Source organism: Parasphingorhabdus sp. (assembly GCF_036964675.1).
Lineage (GTDB): Bacteria > Pseudomonadota > Alphaproteobacteria > Sphingomonadales > Sphingomonadaceae > Parasphingorhabdus.
Window position 1 is genome coordinate 110,650 of sequence record NZ_JBALTF010000001.1, and the last position, 15,271, is coordinate 125,920.

Sequence of the window (15,271 nt, forward strand, 5' to 3'; positions counted from 1 at the left end):
ACCGTCAATAGCCCATCAGGCTCATGACTTCCTTGCGGCTGCGGGCATCTTCCAGAAAACAACCGAACAGCCGACTGGTAATCATCCCGACGCCGGGCGTGCGTACACCGCGGGCGGTCATGCAGCTGTGGCTCGCCTCGATCACCACGGCAACGCCATGCGGCTTGAGATTGTCCCAGATACATTCGGCAACCTCGGCGGTCAGCCGTTCCTGCACTTGCAGGCGCCGGGCGAAACCGTGGAGCACGCGGGCCAGTTTGGAAATGCCAACAACCTTGTCGGTCGGCATATAGGCGATGCTCGCCTTGCCGATGATCGGTGCCATATGATGTTCGCAATGGGAATGGAACGGAATGTCCTTGAGCAGCACCAGCTCGTCATAGCCGCCCACTTCCTCGAACGTCCGCGCCAGATGCATCGCCGGATTTTCTCCATAGCCCTCACAATATTCCTTCCACGCCCGCGCCACCCGTTTCGGGGTGTCGACCAGGCCCTCGCGCTTCGGGTCGTCGCCGGCCCAGCGAAGCAGCGTCCGCACCGCTTCCTGGACCTCGTCGGGTACCGGAAGTTTCTGGGCTTCGCGTTCGGCAAGCGCGTCGACAATGGAGTTGGAATAATCGGCCAAGACAGATCCTTCATTTCATCACATGCAATGCCGACAAACTACGCCAGCGAGGCCCCGTGCGCAAGTGCACCTTGGGACATGGTCTGACAAAAGAGGGAAAGTGGTGCGCCCAGAGAGATTCGAACTCCCGACCCCTTGATTCGTAGTCAAGTACTCTATCCAGCTGAGCTATGGGCGCTAACCAGAGGGTGCAGATAGGGGCTGAATAACCCGCTGGCAAGGCGTTTTTTTGGAAATGACAGTTTCGGCCATGGTCACAAATTTGTTTGAAAATGGCGGAAGTGATAATATTTCCAAACTACCGATGCAGAGAGGAAATCAGATGAAAAATGAAATGAAGCTAAGTGCCGAACTGGACAATGATATTCAATTATTTTCACAATCGGTCGATATGGATGGCGGCGACGCGGAAATTGTTGAGATCAGGCAGAATGACAAATTGCTTGCCCGCTATTGCTCCTGCAACGGCGTCAGGAAAAACTGCCCGGCGCCGCAATCGCCGCATTGCGACTGTACCACCAATCCACCATCGCTAACCTGCGTTTGACACAAAAGCCGACCAGCTATTTTTGCGACAGCGCCGCCTGCGCCGCGGCTAGCCGGGCAATCGGCACGCGATAAGGCGATGCGCTGACATAATCGAGGCCGGTTTTCTCACAAAAGGCGATCGAAGCCGGATCTCCGCCATGTTCGCCGCAAATGCCGAGTTTGATGTCGGGGCGAGCGGCCCTGCCCCGTTCGGCGGCGATTTCGATCAACTGGCCGACGCCCTCGATATCGAGGCTGACAAACGGGTCGCGCGGGAAAATGCCCTTGTCGACATATTGGGTCAGGAAGCGCCCGGCATCGTCGCGCGAGACGCCCAAAGTGGTCTGGGTCAGATCATTGGTGCCAAAGCTGAAAAACTGCCCATGTTCGGCAATCGCGCCCGCCATCAGGGCGGCGCGCGGCAATTCGATCATTGTACCGACCAGATATTCAATCTCGCGGCCCTTTTCGGCGAACACTTCCTTCGCCATCCGGTCGACCACATCCTTCATCAATTCCAGTTCGCGCGCGGTGGCGACCAGCGGGATCATGATTTCGGGAATCGGCGCTTCGCCGCTGGCTTCGGCCACTTCACAGGCTGCTTCAAAGATCGCCCGCGCCTGCATTTCGTAGATTTCGGGATAAGTGACGCCAAGACGGCAGCCGCGATGGCCGAGCATCGGGTTGAATTCGTGCAATTCATTGGCCCGCTGCTTCAGCGTGTCGACGCCGACATCGGCGGCTTTCGCCACTTCCTCGAATTCCGACTGATGATGCGGCAAAAATTCGTGCAGCGGCGGATCGAGCAGACGGATGGTCACCGGCAAGCCGACCATGACCTCGAATATCTGTCGGAAATCATCGCGCTGTTCGGGCAGCAATTTCGCCAGCGCGACGCGCCGGCCCTTTTCGTCGGGGGCGAGGATCATCTGGCGAACCGCGGTAATCCGCGCTGCATCAAAGAACATATGCTCGGTCCGGCACAGGCCGATACCTTCGGCGCCAAAATCGCGCGCCACCTGACAATCGAGCGGGGTTTCCGCATTGGTGCGGACGCCGAGACGGCGGACCTTGTCAGCCCAGACCATCAGCACGCCAAAATCGCCGACCAGTTCGGGCTGGATCGTATCGACACAGCCGGCCATCACCTGGCCATTGCTGCCATCGATGGTCAGCATATCGCCTTCTTTGAGTTCGCGGTCGCCGACCTTCATGACCTTGGTTTCATTGTTGATCGACACGGTGCCGGCGCCGGAAACACAAGGTCTTCCCATGCCTCTGGCGACCACCGCGGCATGTGACGTCATGCCGCCACGCGCCGTCAAGATACCCTTGGCGGCATGCATGCCGTGGATATCCTCAGGCGAGGTCTCGGTCCGCACCAGGATAACGTCATCGCCCATTTCGGTGCGCCGTTCGGCGGTGTCGCTGTCAAACACGATCAGGCCACTGGCGGCGCCGGGAGAGGCCGGCAGGCCGGTGGTCAGCACATCGCGCTTGGCGTCCGGATCGAGCGTCGGGTGGAGCAATTGGTCGAGCGCCATCGGATCGACGCGCATTACCGCTTCTTCCTCGGTGATCAGGCCATCATGGGCCATGTCGACGGCAATTTTCAGCGCCGCCTTGGCGGTGCGCTTGCCCGAGCGGGTCTGCAGCATCCACAATTTGCCGCGCTCCACGGTGAATTCGATATCCTGCATGTCGCGATAATGGCGTTCGAGCAGGTCAAAGACGGTGGCCAGTTCCTCATAGGTCTCCGGCATCGCCTCTTCCATCGACAGCGGCTTGGCATTGGCCTGTTCGCGCGCTGCCCTGGAGAGATATTGCGGCGTGCGGATACCGGCGACGACATCTTCGCCCTGCGCGTTGATCAGCCATTCGCCATAATAAGCGCTGTCGCCGGTCGACGGATTGCGGGTGAAGGCAACGCCGGTCGCGCTGGTTTCGCCCATATTGCCGAATACCATCGCCTGGACATTGACCGCGGTGCCCCATTCGGAGGGAATATCGTTGAGACGGCGGTAGACCTTGGCCCGGTCCGCCTGCCAGCTGCCGAAAACGGCGCTGACCGCGCCCCATAGCTGATCGTTGACGTCCTGCGGGAAAGGCTTGCCCCAGAGCTTTTCAACCAGCGTCTTATATTCCGCGACCAGAGCCTTCCAATGTTTGGACTCCATCTCAGTATCGGTGAAGAAGCCATTGTCTTCCTTGATGATTTCCAGCGCTTCTTCAAATGCATCATGGTCGAGCTGGAGCACGACATCGGAATACATCTGGATGAAGCGGCGGTAGCTGTCCCAGGCAAAGCGTTCGTCACCGGAGGTCCTGGCCAGACCTTCGACGGTGTCATCGTTCAAACCGAGATTGAGCACGGTATCCATCATGCCGGGCATCGAGGCGCGGGCACCGGAGCGCACCGAGACCAGCAGCGGATCGGCGGCATCGCCAAATGTCTTGCCGGTCACCGCCTGGATATGGGCCACGCCCTGCGCGACTTCCGCGTTCAGGCTATCCGGATATTTGCCGCCATCCTGCATGAATCGGGTGCACATTTCGGTCGAAATCGTAAAGCCGGGAGGTACGGGCAAGCCAATATTGGCCATTTCGGCAAGATTGGCCCCTTTGCCACCGAGCAGGTTGCGGGCCTCTGTAGAATCAGCGGGCGCGCCGTCTGCGTCCATGCCGCCACCGAAACGATATACATATTGGGTCATTCAATTGCCTCATCACTGTCCCGCCCCTCCTTTTTAAAGGAGGGGAAAGGGGTGGTTTATGAGGAGGCTGGCTCGATGCCAGTCTCCGAATTTGTGAATGGGGACAGGCCCCACCCCAACCCCTCCCCTGAAGGAGAGGGGCTTTTCGTTCAGTCCCGTTACCGCAAAAAACCGCCGCCAAACTTTACAAACTTTACACTGTTATGAATCAAAACTCTTCTAGCCCTCAATCTGCGAGAAATCAGCGACTTGATGGACGGCGTTGCGGAAGCGTGCCAGCAGGGCCAGCCGGGCTTCGCGCTTTGCTTCTTCATCATCATTCACGGTCACATCCTCGAAAAACTGGTCGATCGGAGCGCGCAGTGCGGCGAGTGCCATCATCGCCTTTTCAAACTCTTCCGCCTCGATCGCAGCGGTCACTTGCGGTTGCGCCGCATCGAGCGCGTCTATCAGGGCCTTTTCGGCCTTTTCGGGCGTGTAGGAAAGGGATTTTGCGGATATTTCGTCATCCTGAACTTGTTTCAGGACCTCGGGAGATCCTGAAACAAGTTCAGGATGACGAGTGTCGGTGTCAAGGCCAGAGGTCGGGAGATGGGCCCCTGCCTCTGCAGGGGCACGGGTGCCGCCTTCCTTCTTCAAAATATTAGAAGCCCGCTTGTAACCGGCCAGCAGGTTCACACCATCCGTAGTTTCCACAAATGCCTGCAACGCCTTCACCCGGGCGAGCAAGCGCACCAGATCATCTTCGCCGCCAAGCGCGAATACCGCATCGATCAGGTCGTGACGGACGCCCGCTTCGCGTTGCTGGACCTTGAGGCGGTCGGCGAAGAAATCCAGGAGGCTTGCGCTCTTATCCCGCAAGAACATATCTTGGTAGCTCACCATACGCTCTACTACGATCATACTTTTGTCGTTGTGATCTAGATCAAAACCTTTTTTGAGCTCAGCGATTCTTTTACCAAATTCGTGCGCTCTTTCTTCTGATTTTATTCGCAATGCCTTACCCCACAAAGGGTGGTCCATTAGTGAATTTGCAGTTGTGCGATATCCAATACGTGCTGACAGATCTATCAACGAATGCAATGATACGGAAATATTAGATTCTATTATTAATTTGATTATGGCTAATGCAGCACGCCTAAGTGCAAACGGATCTTTAGATCCGGTAGGTGTCTCATCAATCGCAAAAAACCCAACCAGCGTATCCAGCTTGTCCGCCAGACTCACATATACGGTCACCGGATCGGTGGGCACATCATCGCCCTGCCCGACCGGCTTGTAATGATCTCTGATTGCGTGTGAGACTTCTACCGGAAGCCCTTGTTTCTCTGCATAATAACCGCCCATCAAGCCTTGCAGCTCGGGGAACTCGCCAACCATTTCGGTGACGAGATCAGCTTTGCAGAGACGTGCAGCCAGTTGAGTCTGTTCTGGGTTGGCACGGAGTAACCCAGTCCCTTCTAAAGACGCCAACCACTCAGCCAACTTGACTACACGCTCTACCTTGTCGGCAACCGTTCCCAATTTCTCATGGAACACGATGTTGCTCAATTTCTTTGCATGATCCTCCAACTTGGTCTTCTGGTCAAGTTCCCAGAAGAATTTGGCGTCGGAGAGCCGTGCGGCGAGGACTTTTTCATTCCCCGCGATAATTGCCTTGCCGCCATCGCTGGCGGCGATATTCGCCGTGCAGACAAAATTCGGGGCCAAAGCGCCCTGTTTGTCGCGGCAGATGAAATATTTCTGGTTCACTCTCGCAGTCAGCTGGATCACCTCTTCCGGAACATCCAGAAAGGCGGGATCAAAGCTGCCGAGCAACGGCACCGGCCATTCGGTCAGGCCGGCATTCTCGATCACCAGACCTTCGTCTTCGACCAGATCCAGTCCGGCATCCGATGCAGCCTTGGCGGCACCGTCGCGGATGATGTTCTGGCGTTCTTCATGATCGACGAGGACGTGGCAGGCGCGGAGTTTTTCGGCATAATCACCGGCATTGCCGATGGTGATCATGCCCTGATGATGAAACCGATGTCCGACAGTATCATAGCCTGACGTCAAGCCGTCAATCTCGCAGGGAACGAGGTCATCGCCGAGGATCGCGACGATGCCGCTCAAGGGCCGCACCCAGCGCAGGCTTTCGGTCGAGACGCTGGCATCGCCCCAGCGCATCGATTTTGGCCAAGGGAAGGCCCGGATAATCGCCGGTATGGCTTCCGCCAGCACGTCGTTCGTATCGCGGCCCGGCTTGTTGATCACGGCGAAATAGGTCGGACGCCCCTTGACGTCACGCACTTCCAGCTGGTCGCGGGTCACGCCGTTCTTGCGGCAGAAACCCTCGACCGCCTGATCGGGTGCCGCTTCCGGTGGCCCCTTGGCTTCTTCGCTGACCGCTTCGGTCTGCGCTGGCAGGTCTTTGGCGATGAGCGCCAGTCGTCTTGGCGTCGAATAGACGGTGATCGCGCCGGCTTTCAGGCCTGCTTCGGCGATCTGCGCGGTGAATAGCCGCTCCAGATCAACGCGCGCCTTGGCCTGCATGCGGGCGGGAATTTCTTCGGAGAGCAGTTCGAGGAGGAAATCGGTCATGATGGCAAACCGTCATTCCAGCGAAGGCTGGAATCCAACCCGGCTTGCGTGGGAGAACCACCCTTGGTTTGGACCCCAGCCTGCGCTGGGGTGACGAGTGACAGACGAATAATCACGCTGCCCATCCGTTCTTGATCATATGCGCTTCACAGCTGCCCTTGGCGAGATCGCGGACGCGGCCCATGTAGCTGGCCCGTTCCTGGACGCTGATCACCCCGCGCGCCTGCAGCAAGTTGAACACATGGCTGGCCTTGATCGCTTGCTCATAGGCAGGAATCGGCAGTTTCTTGTCGAGGCAATTCTCGCACTCTGCGGCCGCCTTGTTGAACAGGTCGAACAGGCTATCGGTATTGGCAACCTCGAAGTTCCACTCCGACATCTGCTTCTCATTCTCCAGGAAGATATCGCCGTAAGTCATTCCAGCACCATTATAATCCAGATCATAAATGCTATCGACGCCCTGGATGTACATGGCCAGCCGTTCCAGCCCGTAGGTTAGTTCGCCGGACACCGGCTTGCAGTCGAAACCGCCCATTTGCTGGAAATAGGTGAATTGGGTGACTTCCATACCGTCGCACCAGACTTCCCAGCCGAGCCCCCAGGCGCCGAGTGTCGGGCTTTCCCAGTCATCCTCGACAAAGCGGATATCGTGGAGCATCGGATCGATGCCGATCACCGACAGGCTGTCGAGATAGAGCTGCTGGATATCTGGCGGCGATGGCTTGAGGATCACCTGATATTGGTAATAATGCTGCAAGCGGTTGGGATTTTCGCCGTAGCGACCATCGGTTGGCCGCCGGCAAGGCTGGGCAAAAGCCGCCTTCCACGGATCGGGACCGAGCGCGCGCAGGGTGGTCGCGGTGTGGAACGTCCCGGCGCCCATTTCCATGTCATAGGGCTGCAGGATCGCACAGCCGCGATCACCCCAATATTCATGGAGTTTCAGGATGATCTGCTGGAAGCTGAGCGGCTTCGTATCGGTCAAGATGAAGACTTTCTTCGCATGCCAAAAAAGGAGGTGCAATATTTACGCGCTGCTTTGGCGAAAGGGCGGCAGAGGGTCAAGGGAGGAATCGGATCGTTGAGGTCAGCATGCAGAAAAGCCCCTCCTCTTCAGAGGAGGGGTTGGGGTGGTGGCGAGACTGCAAGTCGAGCAGCGGCATCGAGCCGCTACTCGCCTATCCCACCCCAACCCCTCCCTTGAAAGGGAGGGGCTTTATCAGATCATTCCGCCGCGACCATTTCCTCAACTCTGGCCACCTTCACCGAAACCGCATTCAAGACGGCATTGCCGGACAGCGGGTCAAAGCGTTCGGTATCGGTCAGATCATTGATCGATACCCCCGGTTTTTCGCGGGCTACCGACAGGCCGACGCCTTTGCGTCCATGACCGAAACCATGCGGTATTGACACCACACCGGGCATGACGTCATCGGTGACCTCGACCGGGATATCGACGCTGTTCACCCGGCTGGTGATGCTGGCCATGTCGCCGTCGGCCAGCCCGCGCGCGCTGGCGTCATCGGGGTGGATCATCAACGTGCAGCGGTCCGGGCCTTTCAGCAGCCGCTTGCTATTGTGCAGCCAGCTGTTGTTCTGCCGGACATGACGGCGACCAATCAGGCGCATGCTGTCCGGTTGCTCATCATCAAGCGAAGCGGCAAAGCGCTGCAATTCGGCAAGAAAATCGGGGTGGGCGCAGAGGATCTTCTTGTCCTCGGTGCGCAGCCGCTCGGCCATGCACGGCCGCAAGGGACCGAGATCGATGCCATTGGGCGCGGCTTCCACCTCGGCCAGCGTCAGACCAGCAGGAGAGCTTTGCAACATGCCGTCGAGCACATCGCGCGGTTCGCGGATATTGGGCACATCCTGCCCGTCCTGCGCCAATATTTCCCGCGCCAGTTCGGCGATAATTTCCCAGTCGGTCTTCTCGCCCTCCTGCAGCGCGAAAATCGCCGGCGAGTAGCTGGCATAGTTGCGGATCGCCAGCGGCCCGAAGAAAAATGGATAATGATCCTTTTCCAGCGGCCCGCAGGGCGGCAATATATAGTCGGCGTGGCGGCTGGTTTCGGTGACATACATGTCGAAGGAAACCATCAGGTCGAGTCTTTCCAGCGCCCGGTCGAGTTTTGCGCCATCGGGCGATGACAAAACCGGGTTGCCGGTGACCACGAACAGCGAGCGGATGCGTTCCTTGTCGTCATCGTCGCGCAGCATCTCATCGGCGAAGGTCACCATCGGAAGCTCGCTCATCACCGATGGCATTTCCCCGCGCACGGTGTCGGCGGTGCGCACCGATCCCCTGCCGACCAGATTGATCGTGTCGAGCGCCGGTTCCGGCACCATCGTACCGCCGACCCGGTCGAGATTACCGGCAGCGATATTGATCACCTGGATCAGCCACTGGTTGAGCGTGCCAAATTCACAGACCGAGACCCCCATCCGGCCATAGATTGCGGCGGGCTGGTCAGCGGCCAGCTGCGCCGCCATGTCCTGCATGGTCTCGACCTTTATGCCGCAATGGGCGGCAAGCTGATCCATATCAAAGCCGGCAATCGCCGGTTCGATCGTGTCCCAGCTGTCATCCAATATCGCATCGAGTCGGGCGGTGTCGGCCAGCCCGGCATCAAAAATGCTTTTCAAAATTCCGATCAACAAGGCTGTATCGGTCCCCGGCTTGACGAAATGATGCGCATCGGCGAGTTTGGCGGTCTCGGTCCGGCGCGGATCGACGACGACCAGCCTGCCATCGCGGGCCTGCATTCCCTTCACGCGTTTCTTGAAATCGGGCACGGTCCAGATGCTACCGTTGGACGCAGCCGGATTGCCGCCGATGATCAGCAAATACTGGCTGCGGTCGATATCCGGCACGGCGGCGAGGCTGACATGGCCGTACATATGATATTGCACGACATGATGCGGGATCTGGTCCAGCGTCGAGGCGGAATAGATATTTTTCAGGCCAATCGCCCGGCGCAAGGTGCTGATCTGGGTGGATATGCCATAATCATGGGCGCTGGGATTGCCCATATACATGGCCGGTTTCGCACCCTGCCCCTTGAGGTCGAGCAGCCGCGCGGCAATTTCGGAAAAAGCCTGTTGCCAGCCAATTTCCTGCCACTGGCCATCGACTTTTTTCACCGGCTTGTGCAGGCGGTCTGGATCATCCTGCAGATCGGCGATCGCGGTCGCCTTCGGGCAAATATGGCCCCGGCTCAGCACATGATTGGGGTTGCCCTTGATCGACAGAATCTCGCGACCCTCGACCTCCACAAGCACGCCGCAATTGGCTTCACATATATGACAGGTGCGGGCGTGGATCGTGCTCATCGAAAAACTCCTTGATTTAATCATCCGGTTAACAGATTTATGCAGCGGTCGCCAGTGCCGCCAGACCATCGGTCAAAATTTGCTGGGCATTTGTTGTCAATTGTTCAATGAAGCCCGTCCCACCTTCTGCCGGAGCAACTATTTCATGCCGCGTAACTGGCTTTTCAACGCCTTGCTTCTTCCGCTCTACCTGTCGCTCACCGCCTGTCCGGCGACCGAACAGGATATTGCCAGCGTCGGCAGCGATGCCGTTGCGGCAACCGCTGATGTACCTGCCGTGATGCCGGATGATGCGGATCCCGCGCTCTGGGTGATCAGGGATGAAGACACGACCATCTATCTGTTCGGCACCGTCCATATCCTGAAGCCCGGCATGACATGGTTCGATGAGGCGGTGAAGAAAAGCTTTGATGCGTCGGACGAGCTGATTGTCGAAATGATCAAGCCCGACCCAGCGGTGATGGCTAACATTGTCAAAGATCTGGCGATCGACAAGACCGGGGTATCGCTGCGCGACAAATTGACCGCAGAAGACCGGGCCAAATATGAAGCTGTGCTGACCCGGCTGAACCTGCCGGTCGCCTCGTTCGACCCGCTCGACCCCTGGTTCGCCAGCGTCAATATTTCGCTGATCCCGCTGATGCGCAACGGATATGCGGCTGATCAGGGTGTCGAGGATGAATTGCTGGCCCAGGCCAAGGCCCGGGCGATCAAGATTACCGGTCTTGAAACACCGAAACAGCAGCTCGGATTTTTCGACAATTTGCCCGAGGAGGTGCAGATCCGCTTTCTCAATTTCACCGTCGACACGATTGATGACGCCGCCGATGGCATGGAACAGATGGTCATCGAATGGGCCAATGCCAATGTCGACGCGCTGGGTGAATTGATGAATGCCGGGCTGGACGACAAGATCCTGTACGAGACTTTGCTGGTCAATCGCAACATCAACTGGGCCGAATGGGTTGAGCAGCGGATGGAACAGCCCGGAACAATATTCCTGGCGGTCGGCGCCGGCCATCTCGCCGGAGACAGCAGCCTGCAGGCGGTTCTCGCGAAAAAAGGGCTTGTTGCAGAACGGATTGAATATTGATTATTCTCAACCCCGGGCTTTCTTTTCCCGGCAATCTCACCAAATAGGTCCCATGCGAATCATATCCACCTTCCTCTCCCTCCTGGCTGCCCTGTTGCTCAGCGCCTGCAACAATGCGCCCGATCCTGTCACCCTGAACACGGTCAAGACCGGCACGCCTGCCCTGTGGAAGGTCAGCGGCACCCAGCCCGGCCAGATCGGTGTGGTCTATATGTTCGGCACGATTCACATCCTGCCCAACGACGTCCAATGGCGCACGCCGACGCTTGAGGCCGCGATTGCCGATTCGGACCAGCTGGTGATTGAAGTGCTTGGACTGGATGACCCCCAGAACGCCGCCAAGATATTTTCCCGACTGGCGGTTTCGCCCGGGCAAGAAAAGCTGGACGCGCGCATCGATCCCTCCTTGCGCGACGACCTCGACCGGATCATCGACGCCTCCAATATTTCCGAGCGCACGCTCAACCGCATGGAAACCTGGGCAGCGGCCCTGTCGCTGGCATCCGCACAGACCAAGGGACTGGGGCTCGATTCGAGCAGCAGCGTCGAGAAAAAACTCCTCGCCCAGTTCAAAGAGGCAGAAAAACCGATTGAGGCACTGGAAACCATCGAGCTGCAATTGGGCTATTTCGACAAGCTTCCCGAAGCGCAGCAGCGCAAGATGCTGGCCAGCGTGGTTGAGGATTCAGCCGATGCCCAAAAAGCCTTTGAAAAATTGTTCAACGCCTGGATGACCGGCAATCTCGAAGAGATTGTGACGCTTTCCGACACCGGGATATTGACCGACGCCAAAACACGCCAATATCTGCTGGTGGCGCGCAATCTGGACTGGGCGGAGCAGCTGGACAAGCGCTTGCAAAAAACCGGCACATCGCTGGTAGCGGTTGGCGCGGCCCATCTCGTCGGACCGGACGCGGTTCAGGAAACGCTCGCGAAACGCGGCTACAAAATCGAAAAAATTCAATAATCAGGGCATTGCATGACATTTATATTTGATCGCGAAACCGCGCTTGTCGCGCTGGAAGACGGGCAATTCACAATCGAGGCGAGTGATATATATCGCAATCCCACTGGCATGGCCTTTGGTGGATGGGTGGCAGCCATTGCTGCCCAGGCCGTCGAAATGCATCCCGAACGCCGTGGCCCGCTGGTGTCGCAGCAGATTATTTTCATGACCGGCGTCGGCCCGGGCGAGGTCAAGCTCTCCGTCAAATTGCTCCGTGCGGGCGCCTCGACCCAGTTCTGGCGCGTCGAGCTGTCGCAAAATGGCGCAATGACCAACGCCGCCGATATCATCACCAGCACCCGTCGCCCGACCGATATCGACTATCAGGTGGAGATGCCAAAGGCCAAATCGCCAGTCGATTCTATTTCCTTGCCGTCGGTCAATCCGATGGCACCCAAATGGGTCACTCACTATGATCAGCGCATCGCCAAGGGCATGCCCTTCGCGGTCAACGAATCACCGGAAGCGATCGTCTGGATCAAGGAAGCAGACGGTCGTCCGGTCGACCGGGTCAGTCTTTTCTCGATTTTGGATACGCCCATGCCCCGGACATTTTTCGTCACCGAACAATTCCGTCCCGGCTCGACCGTATCCATGGCGACCTATATTTACGCGAGCGATGACGATCTGGCGGCTGCGGGCAGCGATTTTCTGCTGCTGCGAGTGACAGGCGCGACGGTCAGGAACAGCGCCACCGACGGACGCGCCGAAATCTGGTCGCAAAGCGGCATATTGCTGGCGACAAGCTCGCAGATCGGATTTTTCCGCTAGACCGATTCTGCTAGGTCGATTCTGGGCTGCAAATCCCTTGCTTTTGCCATGTTCCGACCTTATAGCGCCCTCTTTCCGGCCATTAGCACCCTGGAGGCGTGGCGGAAATCTAACAAAAACTAATTTTGGAGCAACATTATGAGTGATCAGCTGACTATTTCAGCCGAGCCACGCGAACGGGCTGGCAAGGGAGCCTCCCGTGCACTGCGTCGCGAAGGCCGTGTCCCCGCCGTTATCTACGGCGACAAGAAAGAAGCCATAGCAATTCATGTCGAAGCGCGTGCATTGAACAAATTGCTCGGCACCGGCCATTTCATGAACTCGCTGATTCAGGTCGAACTCAACGGCGTAAAAACCCGGACACTGCCAAAAGATGTTGCTTTTGATCCGCTCTCGGACCGTCCGCTGCATGTTGACTTCTTCCGCCTTGCAAAGGGCGCGAAGGTTCAGGTCGATATTCCTGTTGTCTTCATCAACCAGGAAGAGTCTCCGGGCCTGAAACGTGGCGGCGTCATGAACGTTGTGCGTCATGAACTCGACCTGATGTGCGATGCGGATCATATTCCAGACCAGATCGAAATCGATGTAACCGGTCTGGAAATTGGCGATTCGATCCACATTTCCAGCATCACCCTGCCCAAGGGCGCGGAAAGCACGATCACCGATCGTGACTTCACCATTGCTGGTGTCACCGCACCATCTGCTCTGAAATCTTCTGATGACGAAGCAGAAGCCAGCGAAGAAGCAGAAGAAGCAGCTGAAGCTGAAGGCGAAGAAGGCGATTCCGAAGACTAGACCTTTCTTTATAAAACAATGTAACGAAAAACCGTCCATGCCGATCAATCAGAGCATGGACGGTTTTTTTGTCTGTCAAGAAGTCTGCGACGAGCAGGGAGCGCGTTAGAAAATGCAACTATGGGTCGGCCTTGGCAATCCGGGCGCGCAATATGCGATGCACCGGCACAATGTCGGCTTCATGGTGATTGACGCGCTCGAAGAAGTGCATGGCTTTCCGCCGCCCAAGCAGAAGTTCAAGGGCTGGACCATGGAAGCGCGGCTGGGCGGCGAAAAGCTGGTCCTGCTCAAACCGGCGACCTTCATGAACGAGAGCGGCTGCAGCGTCCGGGCCGCACTGGATTTCTACAAATTGCAGCCGGAGGACGTCACCGTCTTCTATGACGAGCTCGATCTCGAGCCGTTCCGGGTCAAGGTCAAGCGCGGCGGCGGTGCAGCGGGTCATAATGGCATACGATCGATGATCGCCCATATTGGCCCCGATTTCCGCCGGGTACGCATCGGCATCGGCCACCCCGGCCACAAGGCCAGGGTCACCGGTCATGTGCTGGGCAATTATGCCAAGTCGGAGATTGACGATCTGGCGGATATGCTCGGCGTGATTGCCGCCGAAGCGGACTGGCTCGCGAAGGGCGATGATGCGCGGTTCATGAGCGAAGTTGCGATGCGGATGCAGGAAGAATAGCGGGCATTTTTAAATAATATCGTCACCCTGAACTTGATTCAGGGTCCAGAGCGTATATGCGCAATTTTTGAACGATTTGGCACTGGATGCTGAATCAAGTTCAGCATGACGGAGTTAATAAAATGGGTTTCAAATGCGGTATCGTTGGCTTGCCCAACGTCGGAAAATCAACGCTTTTCAATGCACTGACCGAGACGCAGGCGGCGCAGGCGGCCAATTATCCCTTTTGCACGATCGAGCCGAATGTCGGCCAGGTTGCCGTGCCCGATCCGCGACTCGACCAGATCGCCAAAATCGCCGGCAGCGCCAAGATCATCGAAACGCAGCTCGCCTTTGTCGACATAGCCGGCCTGGTCAAGGGCGCGTCGCAAGGCGAAGGCCTGGGCAACCAGTTTCTCGGCAACATCCGCGAAGTCGACGCGATCGTCCACGTTCTGCGCTGTTTCGAGGATGACGATATCCAGCATGTCGCCAACAAGATCGATCCGATTTCCGACGCGGAAATCGTCGAGACCGAACTGCTGCTCTCCGATCTGGAAAGCCTGGAAAAACGCGTGCCCGCCTTTCAGAAAAAAGCGACCAGCGGCGACAAGGAAGCCAAGATTGCCGCCAGCGTATTGGGCCAGGCACTGGAATTGCTGCGCGAAGGCAAGCCGGCACGCCTGACCGAACCCGAGGGTGAGGAAGAACAGAGGATTTTTGACCAGTCGCAGTTGCTGACGGCCAAGCCAGTGCTCTATGTCTGCAATGTCAGCGAAGCCGATGCCGCCACCGGCAATGCAATGAGCGCTGCCGTGTTTGAAAAGGCCAAGGCCGAGGGCGCGGAAGCGGTGATCGTATCCGCCGCCATCGAATCCGAACTGGTCGAGATGGAGCCGGAAGACCGGGCCGAATTTCTCGCCGAACTGGGGCTGGAAGAATCCGGTCTCGCACGGGTCATTCGTGCTGGATACCAGCTGCTCAATCTGCAGACTTTCTTCACCGTTGGCCCCAAGGAAGCGCGCGCATGGACCGTCCACAAGGGGGCAAAGGCACCCGAGGCAGCCGGCGAAATCCACAGCGACTTTGAACGCGGTTTCATTCGCGCCGAAACCATCGCCTTTGATGATTATGTCGCACTTGGCGGCGAAAGCGCCGCCCG

The 15,271-nt window shown here is 57.7% G+C and carries 12 protein-coding genes and 1 tRNA gene; 7 read left to right on the forward strand and 6 right to left on the reverse strand.

From position 1 onward, the window contains the following. Nucleotides 1-4: 4 nt before the first annotated feature. Both folE and V7665_RS00615 read right to left on the reverse strand, forming a co-directional pair. Nucleotides 5-625 (reverse strand): GTP cyclohydrolase I FolE, encoded by a 621-nt coding sequence (folE, locus tag V7665_RS00610; protein ID WP_335662594.1) that lies wholly within the window; start codon nt 623-625, stop codon nt 5-7. A 101-nt stretch (nt 626-726) separates the two neighbouring features. Next, nucleotides 727-803: transfer RNA gene (locus V7665_RS00615), tRNA-Arg, on the reverse strand. Nucleotides 804-947: 144 nt separating this feature from the next. On the opposite strand from V7665_RS00615, the gene V7665_RS00620 reads away from it, so the two are divergent. Then, nucleotides 948-1,172 (forward strand): hypothetical protein, encoded by a 225-nt coding sequence (locus tag V7665_RS00620; protein WP_335662595.1) that lies wholly within the window; start codon nt 948-950, stop codon nt 1,170-1,172. Nucleotides 1,173-1,188: 16 nt separating this feature from the next. On the opposite strand, the gene ppdK is transcribed toward V7665_RS00620, so the two are convergent. The 4 genes from ppdK to V7665_RS00640 form a co-directional block, all read right to left on the reverse strand. Next, nucleotides 1,189-3,867 carry a pyruvate, phosphate dikinase gene (gene ppdK / locus V7665_RS00625; RefSeq protein ID WP_335662596.1) on the reverse strand — a complete coding sequence of 893 codons (2,679 nt, stop codon included), beginning with the start codon at nt 3,865-3,867 and terminating at the stop codon, nt 1,189-1,191. Between the two features lie 219 nt (nt 3,868-4,086). Next, entirely contained in the window at nt 4,087-6,450 is a 2,364-nt protein-coding gene (gene glyS, locus V7665_RS00630) for a glycine--tRNA ligase subunit beta (RefSeq protein WP_335662597.1), read from the reverse strand. Between the two features lie 112 nt (nt 6,451-6,562). Beyond that, complete coding sequence (locus tag V7665_RS00635; RefSeq protein WP_335662598.1) at nt 6,563-7,435, reverse strand: glycine--tRNA ligase subunit alpha; 873 nt, start codon at nt 7,433-7,435, stop codon at nt 6,563-6,565. A 239-nt stretch (nt 7,436-7,674) separates the two neighbouring features. Beyond that, nucleotides 7,675-9,780, reverse strand: coding sequence for a molybdopterin oxidoreductase family protein (locus V7665_RS00640; protein WP_335662599.1), 2,106 nt, complete (start codon nt 9,778-9,780; stop codon nt 7,675-7,677). A 145-nt stretch (nt 9,781-9,925) separates the two neighbouring features. Between V7665_RS00640 and V7665_RS00645 the strand changes: the two genes are divergently transcribed. From V7665_RS00645 to ychF, 6 genes are all read left to right on the forward strand, one after another. Beyond that, nucleotides 9,926-10,873 carry a TraB/GumN family protein gene (locus V7665_RS00645; protein ID WP_335662600.1) on the forward strand — a complete coding sequence of 316 codons (948 nt, stop codon included), beginning with the start codon at nt 9,926-9,928 and terminating at the stop codon, nt 10,871-10,873. A gap of 52 nt (nt 10,874-10,925) precedes the next feature. Continuing rightward, nucleotides 10,926-11,840 carry a TraB/GumN family protein gene (locus tag V7665_RS00650; protein WP_335662601.1) on the forward strand — a complete coding sequence of 305 codons (915 nt, stop codon included), beginning with the start codon at nt 10,926-10,928 and terminating at the stop codon, nt 11,838-11,840. Between the two features lie 12 nt (nt 11,841-11,852). Further along, a complete protein-coding gene (locus tag V7665_RS00655) occupies nt 11,853-12,650 on the forward strand; it encodes an acyl-CoA thioesterase (protein ID WP_335662602.1) in 798 nt (265 codons plus the stop codon). Nucleotides 12,651-12,788: 138 nt separating this feature from the next. Beyond that, entirely contained in the window at nt 12,789-13,445 is a 657-nt protein-coding gene (locus tag V7665_RS00660) for a 50S ribosomal protein L25/general stress protein Ctc (RefSeq protein ID WP_335662603.1), read from the forward strand. A 112-nt stretch (nt 13,446-13,557) separates the two neighbouring features. Then, complete coding sequence (gene pth, locus V7665_RS00665) at nt 13,558-14,130, forward strand: aminoacyl-tRNA hydrolase (protein ID WP_335662604.1); 573 nt, start codon at nt 13,558-13,560, stop codon at nt 14,128-14,130. 122 nt (nt 14,131-14,252) lie between these two features. Then, nucleotides 14,253-15,271 (forward strand): redox-regulated ATPase YchF (gene ychF / locus V7665_RS00670; protein WP_335662605.1); only part of this gene is annotated, 1,019 nt, incomplete at its 3' end.